This is a genomic window from Pseudomonas farsensis (assembly GCF_014268805.2).
Classification (GTDB): domain Bacteria; phylum Pseudomonadota; class Gammaproteobacteria; order Pseudomonadales; family Pseudomonadaceae; genus Aquipseudomonas; species Aquipseudomonas farsensis.
This window is the reverse complement of record NZ_JABWRF020000003.1, coordinates 166,960-183,900: the sequence shown is the minus strand read 5'-3', so window position 1 is coordinate 183,900 and position 16,941 is coordinate 166,960. Positions and strand designations below refer to the sequence as shown.

15 protein-coding genes are annotated in these 16,941 nt (G+C 65.2%); 4 read left to right on the top strand and 11 right to left on the bottom strand.

What is annotated here, in order from left to right; translation table 11 throughout:
- Positions 1 to 54: 54 nt before the first annotated feature.
- From vapC to cbiE, 5 genes are all read right to left on the bottom strand, one after another.
- Positions 55 to 453 (bottom strand): type II toxin-antitoxin system tRNA(fMet)-specific endonuclease VapC, encoded by a 399-nt coding sequence (gene vapC, locus HU719_RS17035; protein ID WP_186520529.1) that lies wholly within the window; start codon positions 451 to 453, stop codon positions 55 to 57.
- A complete protein-coding gene (gene vapB, locus HU719_RS17030) occupies positions 453 to 683 on the bottom strand; it encodes a type II toxin-antitoxin system VapB family antitoxin (RefSeq protein ID WP_186520530.1) in 231 nt (76 codons plus the stop codon). The genes vapC and vapB overlap by 1 nt, the downstream gene beginning before the upstream one ends.
- Before the next feature lie 82 nt (positions 684 to 765).
- Entirely contained in the window at positions 766 to 1,494 is a 729-nt protein-coding gene (locus HU719_RS17025) for a cobalt-precorrin-6A reductase (RefSeq protein ID WP_186536251.1), read from the bottom strand.
- The gene (locus HU719_RS17020; protein WP_186536253.1) at positions 1,491 to 2,585 is read right to left on the bottom strand and encodes a cobalt-precorrin-5B (C(1))-methyltransferase; all 1,095 of its coding nucleotides are present in this window, start codon (positions 2,583 to 2,585) and stop codon (positions 1,491 to 1,493) included. Before HU719_RS17020 ends, HU719_RS17025 begins: the two co-directional genes overlap by 4 nt.
- Positions 2,578 to 3,789, bottom strand: a complete 1,212-nt coding sequence (gene cbiE, locus HU719_RS17015) for a precorrin-6y C5,15-methyltransferase (decarboxylating) subunit CbiE (RefSeq protein ID WP_186536255.1) — start codon at positions 3,787 to 3,789, stop codon at positions 2,578 to 2,580. The genes HU719_RS17020 and cbiE overlap by 8 nt, the downstream gene beginning before the upstream one ends.
- Before the next feature lie 135 nt (positions 3,790 to 3,924).
- Between cbiE and cobG the strand changes: the two genes are divergently transcribed.
- Genes cobG through cobJ form a run of 4 tightly spaced genes read left to right on the top strand, consistent with a single transcriptional unit; the run spans position 3,925 to position 8,276 of the window.
- On the top strand, positions 3,925 to 5,250 hold the full coding sequence (gene cobG / locus HU719_RS17010) for a precorrin-3B synthase (RefSeq protein WP_225917295.1): 1,326 nt from the start codon (positions 3,925 to 3,927) through the stop codon (positions 5,248 to 5,250).
- Positions 5,243 to 5,869, top strand: coding sequence for a precorrin-8X methylmutase (locus tag HU719_RS17005; RefSeq protein ID WP_186520535.1), 627 nt, complete (start codon positions 5,243 to 5,245; stop codon positions 5,867 to 5,869). The genes cobG and HU719_RS17005 overlap by 8 nt, the downstream gene beginning before the upstream one ends.
- The gene (locus HU719_RS17000) at positions 5,869 to 6,600 is read left to right on the top strand and encodes a precorrin-2 C(20)-methyltransferase (RefSeq protein WP_186520536.1); all 732 of its coding nucleotides are present in this window, start codon (positions 5,869 to 5,871) and stop codon (positions 6,598 to 6,600) included. The genes HU719_RS17005 and HU719_RS17000 overlap by 1 nt, the downstream gene beginning before the upstream one ends.
- Positions 6,588 to 8,276, top strand: a complete 1,689-nt coding sequence (gene cobJ / locus HU719_RS16995) for a precorrin-3B C(17)-methyltransferase (protein ID WP_186536258.1) — start codon at positions 6,588 to 6,590, stop codon at positions 8,274 to 8,276. The genes HU719_RS17000 and cobJ overlap by 13 nt, the downstream gene beginning before the upstream one ends.
- Positions 8,277 to 8,285: 9 nt before the next feature.
- On the opposite strand, the gene HU719_RS16990 is transcribed toward cobJ, so the two are convergent.
- The 6 genes from HU719_RS16990 to dusB all read right to left on the bottom strand — a co-directional run bounded on the left by HU719_RS16990 (position 8,286) and on the right by dusB (position 16,678).
- A complete protein-coding gene (locus HU719_RS16990; protein ID WP_186520538.1) occupies positions 8,286 to 8,882 on the bottom strand; it encodes a MarC family protein in 597 nt (198 codons plus the stop codon).
- 443 nt (positions 8,883 to 9,325) lie between these two features.
- Positions 9,326 to 12,091: a hybrid sensor histidine kinase/response regulator gene (locus HU719_RS16985; RefSeq protein ID WP_186536259.1), complete on the bottom strand. Its 2,766-nt coding sequence runs from the start codon at positions 12,089 to 12,091 to the stop codon at positions 9,326 to 9,328.
- A gap of 136 nt (positions 12,092 to 12,227) precedes the next feature.
- The gene (gene purD, locus HU719_RS16980; RefSeq protein WP_186536260.1) at positions 12,228 to 13,523 is read right to left on the bottom strand and encodes a phosphoribosylamine--glycine ligase; all 1,296 of its coding nucleotides are present in this window, start codon (positions 13,521 to 13,523) and stop codon (positions 12,228 to 12,230) included.
- Positions 13,524 to 13,662: 139 nt separating this feature from the next.
- Complete coding sequence (gene purH, locus HU719_RS16975) at positions 13,663 to 15,270, bottom strand: bifunctional phosphoribosylaminoimidazolecarboxamide formyltransferase/IMP cyclohydrolase (RefSeq protein ID WP_186523443.1); 1,608 nt, start codon at positions 15,268 to 15,270, stop codon at positions 13,663 to 13,665.
- Between the two features lie 77 nt (positions 15,271 to 15,347).
- Positions 15,348 to 15,668 carry a DNA-binding transcriptional regulator Fis gene (gene fis / locus HU719_RS16970; protein WP_008093076.1) on the bottom strand — a complete coding sequence of 107 codons (321 nt, stop codon included), beginning with the start codon at positions 15,666 to 15,668 and terminating at the stop codon, positions 15,348 to 15,350.
- Complete coding sequence (gene dusB / locus HU719_RS16965; RefSeq protein WP_186523445.1) at positions 15,665 to 16,678, bottom strand: tRNA dihydrouridine synthase DusB; 1,014 nt, start codon at positions 16,676 to 16,678, stop codon at positions 15,665 to 15,667. Before dusB ends, fis begins: the two co-directional genes overlap by 4 nt.
- Between the last annotated feature and the right edge of the window lie 263 nt (positions 16,679 to 16,941).

Sequence of the window (16,941 nt, the reverse complement as noted above, 5' to 3'; positions counted from 1 at the left end):
CCCTAGGCCATCAGGCTTGTCTTACGAGATTGCGCGGCTTGCCAGCGCGGGCAGTTAGAGCCAGTCCTCCACACGCAGGCCCGGCACGCGCTGAAATTCGCGCAGGTTATTTGTGACCAGAACAAGACCGAGCGCCCTGGCATGGCCGGCGATCATCTGGTCATAGGGGCCAATGGGTGTTCCTGCCTTTGCCAGTTCGGCGCGCAGTTGTGCCGTGTGTGCGGCCCCCGATTGGTCATAGTCGAGGACCTCCAGCCGTGCCGCAAAGCCTTCAACCACCGCAAGATTGCGTGCTGGCGCGGCGGACTTTTCGGCGCCGTAGACCAGCTCCATCAGCGTCACTGTGCTTATGGCCAGTTGCCCATGGTGGCGGTTGAAAGCATCGCGAACCTGCTGGGGTTTGCTCTTGATGGTGTAAATGCAGATATTGGTGTCAAGCATGTACTTGAGCATCAGAACCCTTCTCGCTCCTGATCGGCAGGTTGATCGCGGCTGGCCATGTAGTCTGCAGTGACGTCGTCACCCTCGAACCAGCTGTCCCACGCTTCGCCTGCAGGCGAGATGACACGGGTGCGCCCAATGGCGATGATATCCACGCGGGTCACGTTATCGGGTAGGGCGAGCGCCTTTGGCATGCGGATGGCCTGGCTACGGTTGCTTTTGAAGATTGCACCTTGCTCCATGATCGGTCTCCGTTAAAGCGCAAAAGTATGTCCGAAGTTTATGATACGGGCTGGATATGTCAATGGGATATACCGCCACCCTTCAGCCTTGGACTTGCTCCAAGGCCCTTATCAATGCCGCTGGCTCATCAAAGGTACGCTCCACCTCCGGCAACTGCGGCCGCTTGAGAACCAGCACCGGCACGCCGCGCTCACGCGCCACTTCAAGCTTGGGTTCTGTCGCCGTGCTGCCACTGTTCTTGCTGATCAGCACGTCCACCTGGCGGCGTTCGAAGAGCGCGCGTTCGCCTTCGAGGGTGAACGGGCCGCGGGCGCCGATCACCTCGCAGCGGGCGTTGCCGGGGCAGGCTTCGAGGGCGCGCAGGGTCCAGAACTGCTGCGGCGGGATTTCGTCCAGGTGCTGCAACGGCTCGCGCCCCAGCGTGAACAGCGGCCGGCGGAAGGGCGCCAGGGCTTCGATCAGGCAGGCCCAGTCGTCAACCTCTCGCCAGTCATCGCCCGGCTGCGGTTGCCATGCCGGGCGGTGCAGCGCCCAACAGGCAACGCCGGCGCTGCGCGCAGCCAGGGCGGCGTTGGCGCTGATCTGCGCGGCATAAGGGTGGGTGGCATCGATCAGCAGCTCGATATGCTGCTCGCGCAGAAAGTGCGCCAAGCCTTCGGCGCCGCCGTAACCGCCGACCCGTACCTGGCAGGTGAGGTCCTGCGGCACGCGGCCAACGCCGGCCAGGCTGTAAATGTGCTGGGGCCCCAGCGTGCGAGCGATGGCCAGCGCTTCGGTCACCCCACCGAGCAACAGGATGCGCCCGCTCATGTCACGCCCGCCGTGCCGACAATGCCGCCCTGGCGGTCGATGGCGAATACCTCCACCTGTACCTGCGCTGGCACCACGCTGCGGGCAAAGGCCAGGGCGTGGCGGCAGACTTCATCGCCCAGGGCGATGCCCGCTGCGTGCGCCAAGGCCAACGCCTGCTGGCTGGTATTGGCGCCGATGATCGCCTGTTGCAGCGCCGCATCGGCACCGATGGCGGCAGCCCAGCCGGCCAATTGCGGCAGGTCGATGCTGGAATGGCGGCTGTGCAGGTCCATGTGGCCTGCGGCCAGTTTGCTGACTTTGCCGAAGCCGCCGCACAGGCTCAGGCGCGCTACCGGCACCTTGCGCACGTGCTTGAGCACGGCGCCGACAAAATCGCCCATCTCGATCAGGGCGATTTCCGGTAGGCCGTAGACACGGCGCATGGTGTCCTCGCTGGCGTTGCCGGTGCAGGCAGCGATATGGCTGTAGCCGTTGGTGTGGGCCACATCGATGCCTTGGTGAATCGAGGCAATGTAGGCGGCGCAAGAGAACGGCCGGACGATGCCGCTGGTGCCCAGAATCGACAGCCCGCCGAGAATACCCAAGCGCGGGTTCATGGTTTTCAGCGCCAGCGCTTCGCCGTCGCGCACGTTCACCGTGACCTCGAAGCCGCCGCTGTAGCTACAGTCGCAGGCCAGTTGTTGCAGGTGCTCGGTGATCATCCGCCGTGGCACCGGGTTGATCGCAGGCTCCCCCACCCCCAGCACCAGCCCCGGCCGGGTTACGGTGCCAACGCCGACGCCAGCCACAAAGCGCACGCCGGGTTCGGCCAGCAGCCGCACCTGGCTGTACAGCAAGGCGCCATGGGTAACGTCGGGGTCATCGCCGGCATCCTTGAGGGTGCCGGCTTCGGCGTGCTCGCCGGCCAGGCGGCAGAACTCCAGGCGCATCTGCACCACCTTGCCCTTGGGCAGGGTGATGGCGACCGCGTCGTGCTGCTGGCCGGTCAGCAGCAGGCGTGCAGCCGCGAGGCTGGTGGCGGTGGCGCAACTGCCGGTGGTCAGGCCGCTGCGCAGGGGCGCGGGCTGTTCGCGGGTTTCTTCACGCATCGAAGGGTTTTACCACCTCGAGCAGGGTGATCGGCAAGGCCTGGCGCCAGGTGTCGAAGGCGCCCAGCGGCTGGGTGTGGGCGATGTGGATGCGGGTCAGCTCACCGCCGTGGGCATCGCGAAACTGAGCAAGCACCCCCTCGCTCTGCAAGGTGACGGCGTTGGCCACCAGCCGGCCACCCGGGCGCAGGCGCTCCCAGCACAGGCCGAGCACGCCTTCGCGGGTAACGCCGCCGCCAATGAACACGGCATCGGGCTGCTCCAGCGCCTCCAGGGCCTGTGGCGCCTTGCCGCGAATCAGTTGCAGGCCCGGTACGCCAAGGGCATCGCGGTTGTGTTCGATAAACCCCTGGCGGCCTTCGTCGGCCTCGATCGCGAGGGTGCGGCAACTGGGGTGGGCGCGCATCCACTCGATGCCAATCGAGCCGCAGCCTGCGCCGACGTCCCACAGCACCTCGCCGGGCTGCGGTGCCAGGCGTGCCAGGGTGATGGCGCGGACATCGCGCTTGGTCAGCTGCCCGTCATGCAGAAAGGCGCTGTCCGGCAGGCCGGCGACACGCGGCAGGCGCAATGCATTGGGCGCGGCCAGGCAGTCGATGGCGACCAGGTTGAGCGCGGCGATATCGCCGTGCGGCCAGTCCTCGGCGGTGCCCGCCAACTGGCGTTCAGCGGCGCCGCCCAGATGCTCGAACACCTGCAACCGGCTCGGGCCGAAACCCCGCTCGCACAGCAGCGCGGCGATGGCAGCGGGGCTGTGTTCGTCGTTGCTCAGCAGCAAAAGGCGCAGGCCGCTGAACAAATGGCCGTTGAGTACCGCCAGCGGGCGCGCCACCAGCGATACCACCTGCACATCCTGCAATGCCCAGCCCAGGCGGGCGGCGGCAAGCGCACATGAGGACGGCATCGGCAGCACCTGCATGGCAGCAGCGGGCACGTGCCGGGCAAGGCTTGCGCCCACGCCGTAGAACATCGGGTCGCCGCTGGCCAGCACGCACACCGGCTCACCCTGCAAGGCCAGCACCGGTTCGAGGGAGAACGGGCGCGGCCATGGCAGGCGTTCGCCGCCGATGCAGCGTGGCAGCAGGGCCAACTGGCGAGGGCTGCCGAAAACCCGTGTGGCCGCCAGCAAGGCGCGCCGGGCCTGCTTGCCCAAGCCGCTGAAACCGTCTTCGCCGATGCCTATTACTGTCAGCCAGGGGGCCATCTGTTCCTCGTCATGGGGTGTGCATCGGGCCGCCGCAGGGGCAGGTTTTCACGATGCGTCGACCACCGGCTTTTCATGCCGCCGGACAAAGCAGGCATAATACCGCGCCTTCTATACTCAAGCGCGTTTTCACGATTGCCGGATGCCCCTTTGAAGCAAGCCCAGCCCACTGATCGTTCGCCTCGCCCCTCGGCCTGCCCGGGGTTGTGGCGCATCGTCGCAGCGCGTGATGGCGGCATCTGCCGCATCAAACTGGCCGGCGGGCGGCTGCTGGCCGAGCAAGCCGAAGCGGTAGCCCTGGCCGCCGAGCGCTACGCCGGGGGCGTGATCGAGGCAACCAACCGTGCCAACCTGCAAATCCGCGGCATCGGCGCTGATCACGCAGGGCTGATCGAGCACCTGCTGGCGGCAGGCCTGGGCCCGCGTGATGCCGCTGGCGACGATGTGCGCAACCTGATGCTCAGCCCGCTGGCCGGGCTCGATGCGGGCATGCTGTACGACACCCAGCCATTGGCCGGGCAGATTCTGCACCTGCTCGAAACCACCCCGCGCCTGCATCAGTTGTCGGCCAAGTTCGCCGTCCAGCTCGACGGGGGTGAGCACCTGGCAATGCTCGAGCACCCCCATGACCTGTGGTTGTCGGCCATTCGCCAAGGCGCGCAAACCTGGCTGTGCTTTGGCCTTGCCGGCTGCCCGGCGCATGGCCCGGCGCTGGGCATGGTGCCGGCAGAGCAGGGCCTGGCGTTGGTGCGTGCGGTGCTTGAGGGTTTTCTCGACCTGGCGACCCCGGAGCAAGCCCGCATGCGCCAGTTGCTGGCCGATTACCCGGTGGCGCGTTTTCTCCAAGGGCTGTCTGTGCGCTTCAGTGACGCCCCTGCCGGCTGGCGGCGCGTTGCGGCCCACAGCCCATGGCTGGGCGTATTGGCGCAGCACCAGGGCACCGCGCTGGGCGTGGCCCCACCCCTGGGCCGGTTGAGCCCCGCCATGCTGCGCGCCCTGGCCGCGATTGCCCGCCAGTGGGGCGATGGCAGCCTGCGCCTGACCCCATGGCAGAGTGTGATTATCCCTTCGCTGGCGCCGCATCAGGCCGACCAGGCCGTGCAGGCGCTGGCCGCGCAGGGCATGCTCTGCGCGACAGACCACCCGCTGGCGCAGGTGACCGCCTGCACCGGCGCCAGCGGCTGCGCCAAGGGCTTGGCCGACACCAAGGCCGATGCCGTGACCCTGGCCGCCCAGCTGCGCCTGGGCACTCCGGGCGCTGTGCACCTGTCGGCCTGCCCGCGCTCCTGCGCTGCGGCCCACGTCGCCCCGGCGACCCTGCTGGCCCGAAGCCCGGGCCGCTACGACCTTTATTTGCGCGATGCGCGCGTGCCAGGCTTCGGCAGGCTGCGCGCATCCGACCTTACCCCAGAAGAAGCAGGCGCCATGCTCGACCTGCCGACGGAGCATTTTGATGATTGACTACATCCGCGACGGTCAGGAGATCTATCGCAATTCCTTCCGCATCATCCGCGAAGAAGCTCGCCTGGAACGGATCCCCGCCGACCTCGAAAAACTCGCCGTGCGCGTAATACATGCCTGCGGCATGGTCGAGGCCATCGACGGTTTACAGTTCTCCGAAGGTGCGGGCAGCGCCGGGCGTGAAGCCCTGGCCAAAGGCGCGCCGATCCTTTGCGATGCGCACATGGTCGCCGAAGGCATCACCCGCGCCCGCCTGCCGGCCAGCAACCCGGTCATCTGCACCCTGCGCGACCCCAGCGTGCCGGGCCTGGCCAAGGACGCCGGCAACACCCGTTCGGCGGTGGCCCTCGAGCTGTGGCGCCCGCACCTTGAAGGCAGCGTGGTGGTGATCGGCAACGCCCCGACCGCGCTGTTCTACCTGCTCGAAATGCTCGACGCCGGCGCGCCGAAGCCTGCCTTGATTCTCGGCTTCCCGGTTGGCTTCGTCGGCGCCGCCGAATCCAAGGCGATGCTCGCCGCCGACAGCCGTGGTGTGCCGTTCGTGATCATGCAAGGCCGCCTGGGCGGCAGCGCGATGGCGGCCGCCGCCGTCAACGCCCTGGCCACGGAGGTGGAGTGATGCACGCACGCGGACGACTGCTGGGGCTAGGTGTAGGCCCAGGCGACCCGGAGCTGATCACGGTCAAGGCCCTGCGCCTGCTGCGCGAAGCACCGGTGGTTGCGTACTTCGTGGCCAAGGGCAAGCGTGGCAACGCCTTCGGCATCATCGAGGCGCACCTGGTGCCTGAGCAGACCCAACTGGCGCTGGTGTACCCGGTGACCACCGAAGCGCTGCCGGCGCCGCTGTCCTACGAGCAGGTCATCAGCGACTTCTATGACGAAGCCAGCGTGCAGGTGGCCGAACACCTCGATGCCGGGCGCGATGTGGCGGTGATCTGCGAGGGTGACCCGTTCTTCTACGGCTCGTACATGTACCTGCACGACCGCCTGGCCTCACGCTACGAGGCCCAGGTCATTCCAGGGGTGTGCTCGATGCTCGGCGGCGCCTCGGTACTGGGCGCGCCGCTGGTGTACCGCAACCAGACCCTGACCGTGCTTTCCGGCGTGCTGGGGCACGAGGAGCTCAAACGCCGCCTGGCCGATGCCGATGCGGCGGTCATCATGAAACTTGGGCGCAACTTCCCCAAGGTGCGCCAGGTGCTGGTCGAGCTGGGTCTGCATGAGCGTGCGCTGTATGTAGAGCGCGCGACCATGGCCAACCAGAAGATCGTGCCGCTGGATGAGGTCGACCCACAGTCCTCGCCTTACTTCTCGCTGATCATCGTGCCGGGTGAAAAATGGCAGGGATGAACAGCGCACCGGCAATCGTGATTCTTGGCCCGGGCAGCCTGGCCACCGCACAACGCATCCAGCAGTGTTATCCACAGGCGCAGATCCATGGCCTGCAAGGCCGGGTAGAGCAGGCCGACCTTTACTACAGCGCCTTTGGCGACACCTTGCGTGGCTTGTACCAGCAGGGCACGCCGATCATTGCCCTGTGCGCCGCCGGTATCGTCATCCGTACCCTGGCGCCGCTGCTCGACGAGAAAGGCAGCGAGCCGCCGGTGCTGGTAGTTGCCGAAGATGGCAGCGCCGTGGTGCCTTTGCTGGGAGGGCTCGGCGGGGTGAACCTGATGGCGCGGGACATTGCCCAGGCGTTGGGCGTGGCCGCCGCCATTACCACCAGCGGCGAGCTGCGCTTTGGCACTTGCCTGCTGAACCCGCCTGAAGGCTATGCACTTGCCGATATCGAGCAGGGCAAGCGTTTTGTTTCCGACCTGCTGGCCGGTGAAAGCGTACGCGTTGAAGGCAGTGCGCCTTGGCTGGACCAGGCGCAACTGCCGGCCAGCGAGCAGGCGCTGCGTACCATTCATGTCGGCAGCGCGCTGCGCCCGGCCAGCCGTGACGAACTGTTGATCCATGCGCGCTGCGTCGTAGTAGCGCTGCCGGGGGCCGCTACCGGGCTGGCGCAACAGGTGCGCGACAGCCTGCACGCCGCGGGTATCGCCGAGGCGGCGCTGGCCTGCCTGCTGGCAAGCGAGGACGATATGGCCGAGCCCGCCCTGCATGAGGCGGCCCAGGCGCTCAACGTGCCACTGCGCTTTGCCGCGCCCGCTGCCACCGCGCAGCAACTGCTTGCGGCTGCTCTGCCGGGTGCGCGCATCGAGTCTGCTGCGGGGTTGGCGCTGGCTATCGCTGAAGCGCCGGTTGCGGTGCAGCAACTGGGCCGCCCACGCGGGCGTCTGGCAGTGATCGGCCTGGGCCCAGGTGCTGCCGAGCTGATGGTGCCAGCGGTCAAGGCGGAGCTTGCGCGGGCGCAGGACATCCTTGGCTATGAAACCTACGTGCGCATGGCTGGCCCGTTCCGCGACGACCAGGTGCAGCACTGCACCGATAACCGCGAAGAAATGCAGCGTGCCCGGCACGCCTTCGAACTGGCCGCCCAAGGGCGCTCGGTGGTGGTGGTGTCGTCGGGTGACCCGGGTGTGTTCGCCATGGCTGCTGCAGTGCTCGAAGCGCTGCACGCATCCAGCGACCCCGCCTGGCAGCGGGTTGACCTGGAGATCCTGCCGGGGGTGTCGGCGTCGCTGGCCACCGCCGCACAGGCGGGTGCGCCGCTGGGGCATGACTTCTGCGTGATGTCGCTGTCGGACAACCTCAAGCCTTGGTCGATCATCGAGAAGCGCCTGGACCTGGCGGCGCAGGCCGACCTGGTGCTGGCGTTCTACAACCCGATATCAAAATCCAGGCCGCACCAGCTGGGTGTGGCACTGGATATCGTGCGCCGCCACCGCGACGGGCAGACGCCTGTGGTGCTGGGGCGTGATATCGGCAGGCCGGGGCAGACGCTGAAAGTGGTCAGCCTGGCCGAGTTGCAGCCGCAGATGGTGGATATGCGCACCATGGTGCTGGTGGGGTCGTCGACCACCTGCCGCTTCGACCGCGCAGATGGCCGTGAATGGGTCTATACCCCGCGCTGGTACTGACATGCCGGGCTAGTTCACCAGATAGCCTTTGATGCCGGTAAAGATGATCTGTGCGGCCAGGGCGCAGACGAACAGCCCCATCAGGCGGCTGACGATCTGCAAACCCTGGTCGCCCAGAATCCGCTCGATGCGGTGCGACAGGTAAAGCACCAGCCCGACGGTGAAGCTGGCCAGGGCGATACTGACGATGGCCAGCAGCTTGTCGTCCCAGTGCGGCTGGCTCACGCCCATCACCAGCAGCGCACCGATGGTGCCGGGGCCGACGGTCAACGGGATGGTCAGCGGCACGATGGTTACGTCCTGCTGCACGTTGTCGGTCTGGATCGCCGACTTGCCTTGGGCCATGGCCAGCGCCGAGATGAACAGCACCGAGCCTGCGCCAATGCGGAAGGCGTCGGCAGTAATGCCGAACACCCCGAAAATAACCCGACCGAACAGGTACAGCAGCACGCTGGCGATCAGCGTGGCGATTGCCACCCGCCAGGCCAACTGCTTGCGTTCTTTGCTGGAGTGCCCGCGGGTCAGGCTGATGAAGCACGACAGCACGAAGAATGGGCTGTAGAGCACAAGCATCTTCAGGTAGACGCTGAACAACTCATGAAGCATGGGGATGGTCCGGCAGGTGGAAAGTGGCAACTGTATAGCATGGGCCTTGGCCGTGGGCTTGCCATGCGCACGATTTCTTGGCAATCCTGCACCGGCCTCATCGCAGGCTGTCGCGATCTGGGCAAAGTCTCAATTTTGCGAATGTGCGCAGTCTCCGTGGGAGATTCTATGGTTTTGTACAACCCTGTTTTCGCCAGACATATCTCCTTGTGGCGAGCGGGCTTGCCCCGCGTTGGGCTGCGCAGCAGCCCCTTGGGTTTTCAGGGCTGCTGCGCAGCCCAACGCGGGACAAGCCCGCTCGCCACAACTATCTATCGTTTCCCACAGGATCGGGTACACCAGCAATGTTGCGGTTGAGCACGGTCTCCGTGGGAGCTGGCGATAGCCTGCGATGAGGCCGGTGCAGGCGGTGCAGCACCCTAGAGTGCTCTACACCGCAGAGCTCATGGCGCCAGGCTGTCAGGCACCGCCTGGCGCTGCCCGGCCCAGTACTGCACCAGCTCGCGCAATTGCGACAGCTCGACGGGCTTGGCCATATGCCCATCCATGCCCGCCAGGCGGGCACGCTCTTTGTGTTCGGCAAGAATATGCGCAGTCAGGGCGACGACCGGGGTGCGTGGGCGCTGGTTGGCTGACTCCCAGGCGCGCAGTTGCTGGGTGGCAGTAAAACCATCGAGCACCGGCATTTCGCAGTCCATCAGCACCAGGTCGTAGTGCTTGGCCTTCATGGCCTGCAGCGCTTCTTCGCCATTGCTGGCGGTATCAGGCTGAAGCTCTAGTTTGCCGAGCATGCCGCGGATGACCTTGGTCGAAATACTGTTGTCTTCGGCCACCAGAATGCGGAAGTCGCCCGGCAGGTGCAGCGGCTGTGGCGCGCTGGCCGGCGATGCTGGCATGGCCTGTTCGCGGCCACGCAGGGCGAGTTCTTCGGCAAGCGTGGTCTTTAGCGTGTAGCCGGCAACCGGCTTGGCCAGAATGCGCTTGATGCCGGCGTTGCGCGCAATCACCTTGCTGGGCGCGTTGCTGATGCCGGTGAGCATGACCACGAGGATGTCGTGGTTCAGGCTTGGGTCTTCCTTGATCTTGGCGGCCAGCTGCATGCCGGTCATGCCCGGCATGTTCTGGTCGAGCAGCACCACATCGAAATAGTCACGCAGGTGCGCCTTGGTGCGCAGCAGCGCCAGCGCCTCCTTGCCCGATGGCACGGCGCTGACGTTCATGCCCCAGGCGCTGCATTGCTGTACCAGCACCTTGCGGCAGGTATCGTTGTCGTCCACCACCAGCACCCGCGCATCGCGCAGCGGGCCGTCGAAGTCGGTGGGCGGCTGCTCCAGGCGCTGTGGGTCCAGCGGCAGCGACAGCCACAGCGTGTTGCCCATGCTGGTGCTGGTCTTGATGCCGAACTCGCCCTGCATCAGGCCAATCAACTGCTTGGCGATTATCAGGCCCAGGTGGCCACCGAGCTTGTTACTGGAAAGAAAATGCCGACTGTGCAGTTCGGCCTGCAGCAGCGCGTCACGCTCGGCGGGAGCCATGGGCTCGCCGCTGTCCTGCACGGCTATGCGCAGGCGCGGGGCCTCGCCACGCTGGTCGAGCGCCACCACCAGCAGGATCTCGCCGTGGTCGGTGTTTTTAAGTGCGTTTTCCAGCAGGCTCGACAGTGCCTGGCGCAGCCGTGTGGGGTCGCCGCTGATGACTTGGGGCACCTGCGGCTGGGTAAAGCTGATCAGCTCGATGTTCTGCTGCTCGGCTTTGGAGCGGAAGATGTTGAGGCAGTCCTCGATCAGCGCGTTAAGGTCGAACTGCACGTCATCCAGCTCGATCTGCCGGGATTCGAGCTTGGAAATGTCGAGAATTTCGTTGATCAGGGTGAGCAGCTCGTTACCCGCGCTGTGGATGGTCTGCACATAGTCGCGTTGTTTGACCGACAGCGGCGTGCCCAGTAGCAGCTCGGTCATGCCCAGCACGCCGTTCATCGGCGTGCGGATTTCGTGGCTGATCTTGGCCAGGAATTCGGCCTTGGCGTTTATTTCGGCGTCGCTGGCTGCCAGGGCGCGGCTGGCGCTGAAACGCTCCTCGCTGATGCGCCGCAGGCGCTCACTGACCGACAGGTTAAGCAGCAAGCCACTGCCGACGGTCAACGCCATCAGGATGCACAGCAGCCACGGCGTTGGCGTGCGGGTCAGCCCCAGCAGGGCCGGCAGCAATACCAGCCCGCCCAGGTTGAACACCAGCATGGCCACGGCAAACAGCCGCCCCGGCCGGTAGCCGCCGAGCCAGTGGTAGCCACTGACCAGCAGCATGCTGACGCTGCCCAGGGCCAGCAGGGCGTAGGTCATCAGGTTCAGCGGCAGGGTGTCGACGAACAGCAACAGCAGGCCGCTCACCGCCACCAGCAGCATCTCGCCTTGTAACAGGCGGTTGAGCCGCGCCGAACTGCAGGGGGCAAAGAAGTGCTGGGTGAAGTACAGCCCGGCAAGGCACGCCAGCACCAGGGTCAGGTAGGCGGCCGGGGTCTGGGCGCTGTACCACTTGTGCGACCACGGCCCGCTGAGGTTGAGCAGAATCAGCGCGCTTAGCAGCATCAGCGCGTGGTACAGCGCCAGAATCAGTGTGGTGCTGGATCGGGTGTAGGCGAAGCGGATCAGGTTGTGCACGATCAGCATGGCCAGGCCGCCAAACAGCAGGCCGAACAGCAGCGGCTGGCTTTGATCGGCGGCGGCCAGGGCCGAGGGTTCCAGGCTCACCGCTGGGCGCAGTTGATGCTCGGAAACCAGCCGCAGGTACACATCTACCGGCTGGCTGCTGCGCGGCAGCGGCAGCACATGGTCGCTGCCATGCAGGTCGGGGCTGGTGTTGTCGCCTTGACGCCCGTGGTGCAGCTGGCGCAGCAGCCTGCCGCCTTCGAGGGCATAGAGGTCAAGGCGCGAGAGATCGGGGGCAAAAATACGGACCAGTTGTTCCTGGTCAGTGGGTTCCAGGCGGTAGTGCAACCACAGGGCCTGGTCGGGCAGGGCGGCTTCCAGTTCGTCGAGGCCCACCGGGCTGAACTGGTTGCGGTAGCGCTCGGAGCGCACATCGGACAGCTGCAGGCTGGCTTGTTCGTCGAGCAGCGCAGACCAGCCGTCCTGATCGGCGTGCGCCGGGAACAGGCAAAGCAGGGCCAGCAAGCTGACGATCAGGGCGGTGGCAATCCGAAGCCGAGGCACGACGAAATCCTTTCTTAGCTAAATAAGCCAGGCAACAACTATGCGCGGCGCGCCAAGGCGAAGGCAAGGCCCAGAAGGGCCTTGTCGACGAGCCGAAGGCCGTGTCGCGAGCGCGTCACGGCTGTTCGGTGCAGCCTTACTGCTGATCTTCACCGCGCTCGCGGGCAATGGCCCGGTAGCCGATGTCGGTGCGGTAGAAGCTTGCGTTCCAGCTGATTTCGCGGGCCAGGCGGTAGGCCTGTTGCTGGGCATCGGCAACGGTGCTGCCCATTGCGGTGGCGCAGAGCACGCGGCCGCCGTTGGTCACGACCTGGCCATCCTTGAGCGAAGTGCCGGCATGGAACACCTTGCCTTCGATCTTGGCAGCAGCGTCCAGACCATTGATCACGTCACCTTTGGCGTAGTCGCCCGGGTAACCGCCGGCTGCCAGGACCACGCCCAGGCTCGGGCGCGGGTCCCATTGTGCTTCGACCTTGTCCAGGGCCTTGGCGAAGGCCGCCTCGATCAGCAGCACCAGGCTTGATTCCAGGCGCAGCATGACGGGCTGGGTTTCCGGGTCGCCGAAGCGGCAGTTGAACTCGATGACCTTGGGGTTGCCGGCCTTGTCGATCATCAGCCCGGCGTACAGGAAGCCGGTGTAGACGTTGCCTTCCTCGGCCATGCCACGCACGGTCGGCCAGATGACCTGGTCCATCACGCGCTGGTGCACTTGGGCGGTGACCACCGGGGCTGGCGAGTAGGCGCCCATGCCGCCGGTGTTCGGGCCGCTGTCCTGGTCGCCGACGCGCTTGTGGTCCTGGCTGGTGGCCATTGGCAGCACGTTGTGGCCGTCGACCATGACGATGAAGCTGGCTTCTTCGCCGTCGAGGAACTCTTCGATGACCACGCGCGAACCGGCTTCACCGAACGCGTTGCCAGCGAGCATGTCGCGCACGGCGTCTTCGGCTTCCTGCAGGGTCATGGCGACGATGACGCCCTTGCCTGCGGCCAGGCCGTCGGCCTTGATCACGATGGGCGCGCCTTTTTCACGCAGATAGGCCAGGGCCGGCTCGATCTCGGTGAAGTTCTGGTAGTCGGCGGTCGGGATCTTGTGGCGAGCCAGGAAGTCCTTGGTGAAGGCTTTGGAGCCTTCCAGCTGGGCCGCGCCCTTGGTCGGGCCGAAGCAGTCAAGGCCACGGCTGCGGAACAGGTCGACCACGCCGATCACCAGTGGCGCTTCCGGGCCAACGATGGTCAGGTCGACGTTCTTTTCGGCGAAGTCAGCCAGTTGCTCCAGGGCGCAGACATCGATGGCGACGTTTTCGCACTTGGCTTCAGTGGCGGTGCCGGCGTTGCCGGGGGCGACGAAGATTTTCTCGACCCGTGGGTCCTGGGCGACTTTCCAGGCCAGGGCGTGCTCGCGGCCACCGCTGCCAATGATCAAAACTTTCATGTCAAAACCTCGAGTTCTCTAAACCTGTGACCGTTGCGTGGGAGCGGGCTTGCCCCGCGATGACGTAAGGCAAGGCAACGTTGTGGCCTTTGCTGACGCTATCGCGGGGCAAGCCCGCTCCCACGCAATCCGCAGTCAATTAGTGGCGGAAGTGGCGCATGCCAGTGAAGACCATCGCGATGCCGGCTTCGTCGGCTGCGGCGATCACTTCGGCGTCACGCATCGAGCCGCCCGGTTGGATCACCGCGCTGATGCCGGCCTTGGCGGCATTGTCGATGCCGTCGCGGAACGGGAAGAACGCATCCGAGGCCATGACCGCACCCTGCACCTGCAGGCCAGCATGCTCGGCTTTGATTGCAGCGATGCGTGCGGAGTTGACGCGGCTCATCTGGCCGGCGCCGACACCGATGGTCTGGCGCTGCTTGGCGTAGACAATGGCGTTGGACTTGACGAACTTGGCGACTTTCCAGGCAAACACCAGGTCATGCACCTCTTGCTCGGTCGGTGCACGTTTGGTGACGATCTTCAGGTCATCGGCAGTGATCATGCCGATATCGCGGCTCTGTACCAGCAGCCCGCCGTTGACCCGCTTGAAGTCCCAACCGGCAGCACGCTCAGCTGGCCATTCGCCGCATTCGAGCAGGCGCACGTTCTGCTTGGCAGCCACGACGTCGCGGGCGGCCTGGGAGATTTTCGGTGCGATGATCACTTCGACGAACTGGCGGTCGACGATGGCCTGGGCGGTTTCACCGTCCAGCTCGCGGTTGAAGGCGATGATGCCGCCGAAGGCCGACTCGGTGTCGGTGGCGTAGGCCAGGTCGTAGGCCTTGCGGATGCCGCCTTCGTTTTCCGGCACTACCGCCACGCCGCACGGGTTGGCGTGCTTGACTATGACGCAGGCAGGCTTGACGAAGCTCTTCACGCACTCAAGTGCAGCATCGGTGTCGGCCACGTTGTTGAACGACAGCTCCTTGCCCTGCAGCTGCACGGCGCTGGAGATGCTCGCTTCGCCCTTTTTGGCTTCAACGTAGAACGCCGCGCTCTGGTGCGGGTTCTCGCCGTAGCGCATTTCCTGGGCCTTGACGAACTGGCTGTTGAAGGTGCGCGGGAACTGGCTGCGGTCTTCGGTCGACAGGGTGTCGCGGGCCTGGTCGATGGTGCCCATGTAGTTGGCGATCATGCCGTCGTAGGCGGCAGTGTGCTCGAACGCCTTGAGCATCAGGTCGAAGCGCTGGGCGTAGGTCAGGCCACCGGCCTTGAGGCTCTCGACGATACCGGCGTAGTCGCCGGCGTTGACCACGATGGCGACATCCTTGTGGTTTTTCGCCGCCGAACGGACCATGGTCGGGCCGCCGATGTCGATGTTCTCGATCGCGGTCGGCAGGTCGCAACCTGGCTTGTTGATGGTGGCTTCGAACGGGTACAGGTTGACCGCGACCAGGTCGATCGGCTTGATGCCGTGCTCGCTCATGATGGCATCGTCAGTGCCACGACGGCCGAGGATACCGCCGTGGATTTTCGGGTGCAGGGTTTTGACCCGGCCGTCCATCATTTCGGCGAAGCCTGTGTAGTCGGCCACTTCCACCGCGTTGACGCCGTTGTCCTTGAGCAGCTTGTAGGTGCCGCCGGTCGACAGGATCTCCACGCCGAGCTGTTGCAGCTCACGGGCGAATTCGAGGATCCCGGTCTTGTCGGAGACGCTGATCAGGGCGCGGCGGATCGGCAGGCGGGTAGTCTGGTCGGTCATTTCGGATTCCATAACACGGTGAAGTCAAAAAAAGGCGCCTCTTCGCATGAGCGCCTTTCTTGTATGGGGTTCTGGCCTTACAACAGATCGTACTGCTTGAGCTTCTTGCGCAGCGTGCCTCGGTTGAGCCCGAGCATTTCGCTGGCCTTGGTCTGGTTGCCCTTGACGTAGTTCATCACGCTTTCGAGCAGGGGCGCCTCGACTTCGGAGAGCACCAGGTTGTACACGTCCGTCACGGTCGCGCCTTCCAGGTGGGCGAAGTAGTTGTGCAGCGCCTTTTCGACGCTGTCGCGCAGGGTCTGACCCTCCTCGCTCGGCGTGTTCAGGTGCTGCTTGAGGTTGGCGTTGTCGCTCACGGGCGTTGTTCCACTCACTAATGTCTCGGTCATCATCGTCATGCGGCCACCCCTTGTTCGTCCTCTGTCCCAAGGCTCTGTCGACGTTCGGCGAAGTAGGCCTGAACGTTGGCGCACTGCGCTTGTGTGTCTTGCAAGGCGTTGAACTGGCTGCGGAACTCCTTGCCGCCAGGTCGGGTTGCCAGGTACCAGCCGACATGCTTGCGGGCAATCCGCACGCCCATTACATCGCCATAGAAGGCGTGTAGCGCGGCCAGGTGTTCCAGCAGAATGCGTTCTACTTCATCCAGCGCCGGGGCCGGCATGTGCTCGCCCGTGCGCAGGTAATGCTCGACCTCGCGGAAAATCCATGGCCGCCCCTGGGCAGCCCGGCCGATCAGCAGGCCGTCGACCCCGGTGGCATCCAGCACCGCCCGGGCTTTTTCTGGCGAAGTGATATCGCCGTTGGCAAATACCGGGATCGACACCGCCTGCTTGATGGCGGCGATGGTGTCGTACTCGGCTTCACCGGTGTACAGGTCGGCGCGTGTGCGGCCATGTACCGCAAGCGCCTGGATGCCGGCCTGTTCGGCGATTTTCGCGACGTTCAGGCCGTTCTTGTTCGCCCGGTCCCAACCGGTGCGAATTTTCAGCGTTACCGGGACCTCGACAGCGCCGACCACGGCCTGGAGGATCTCGGTAACCAAGGCTTCGTCTCTCAATAAAGCAGAGCCGGCAGCCTTGTTGCAGACTTTTTTTGCCGGGCAGCCCATGTTGATGTCGATGATCTGGGCGCCAGCGGCCACGTTGGCCCGGGCCGCCGCGGCCATCATCTGTGCATCACCCCCGGCGATCTGTACCGAGCGTGGCTCGGGATCACCTTCATGGATGCGGCGCAGGCTGGACTTGCGGCTGTTCCACAGGCTCATGTCGCTACTGACCATTTCCGACACCACCATGCCTGCCCCCAGGCGTTTGCACAGCGTGCGGAACGGCTGGTCCGTCACCCCGGCCATGGGCGCGAGGATCAGATTGTTGTGCAATGTATAAGGGCCGATGCGTACCGCCGACATAGGTGTTCCCTGTTGTGGGGCCGAATCATTGGAGTCGAAAAAGGGTGGGCATGATACCCGCTCTCGATGACTGGATAAAGAAGGATTTGGATAAAATCTGAACAGTTGCCGGCTTATGACATTTGCATGGGTGGCGTGGGAGTAGGCGTGCGCTGCAACGGTGCTGTCACTTTCGCGGGTCAAGTCCGCACGTCGGTTATATGCAACCCTGTACCGGCCTCATCGCAGGCTGGCGCCAGCTCCCACAAAGACAGCGCCGGGCC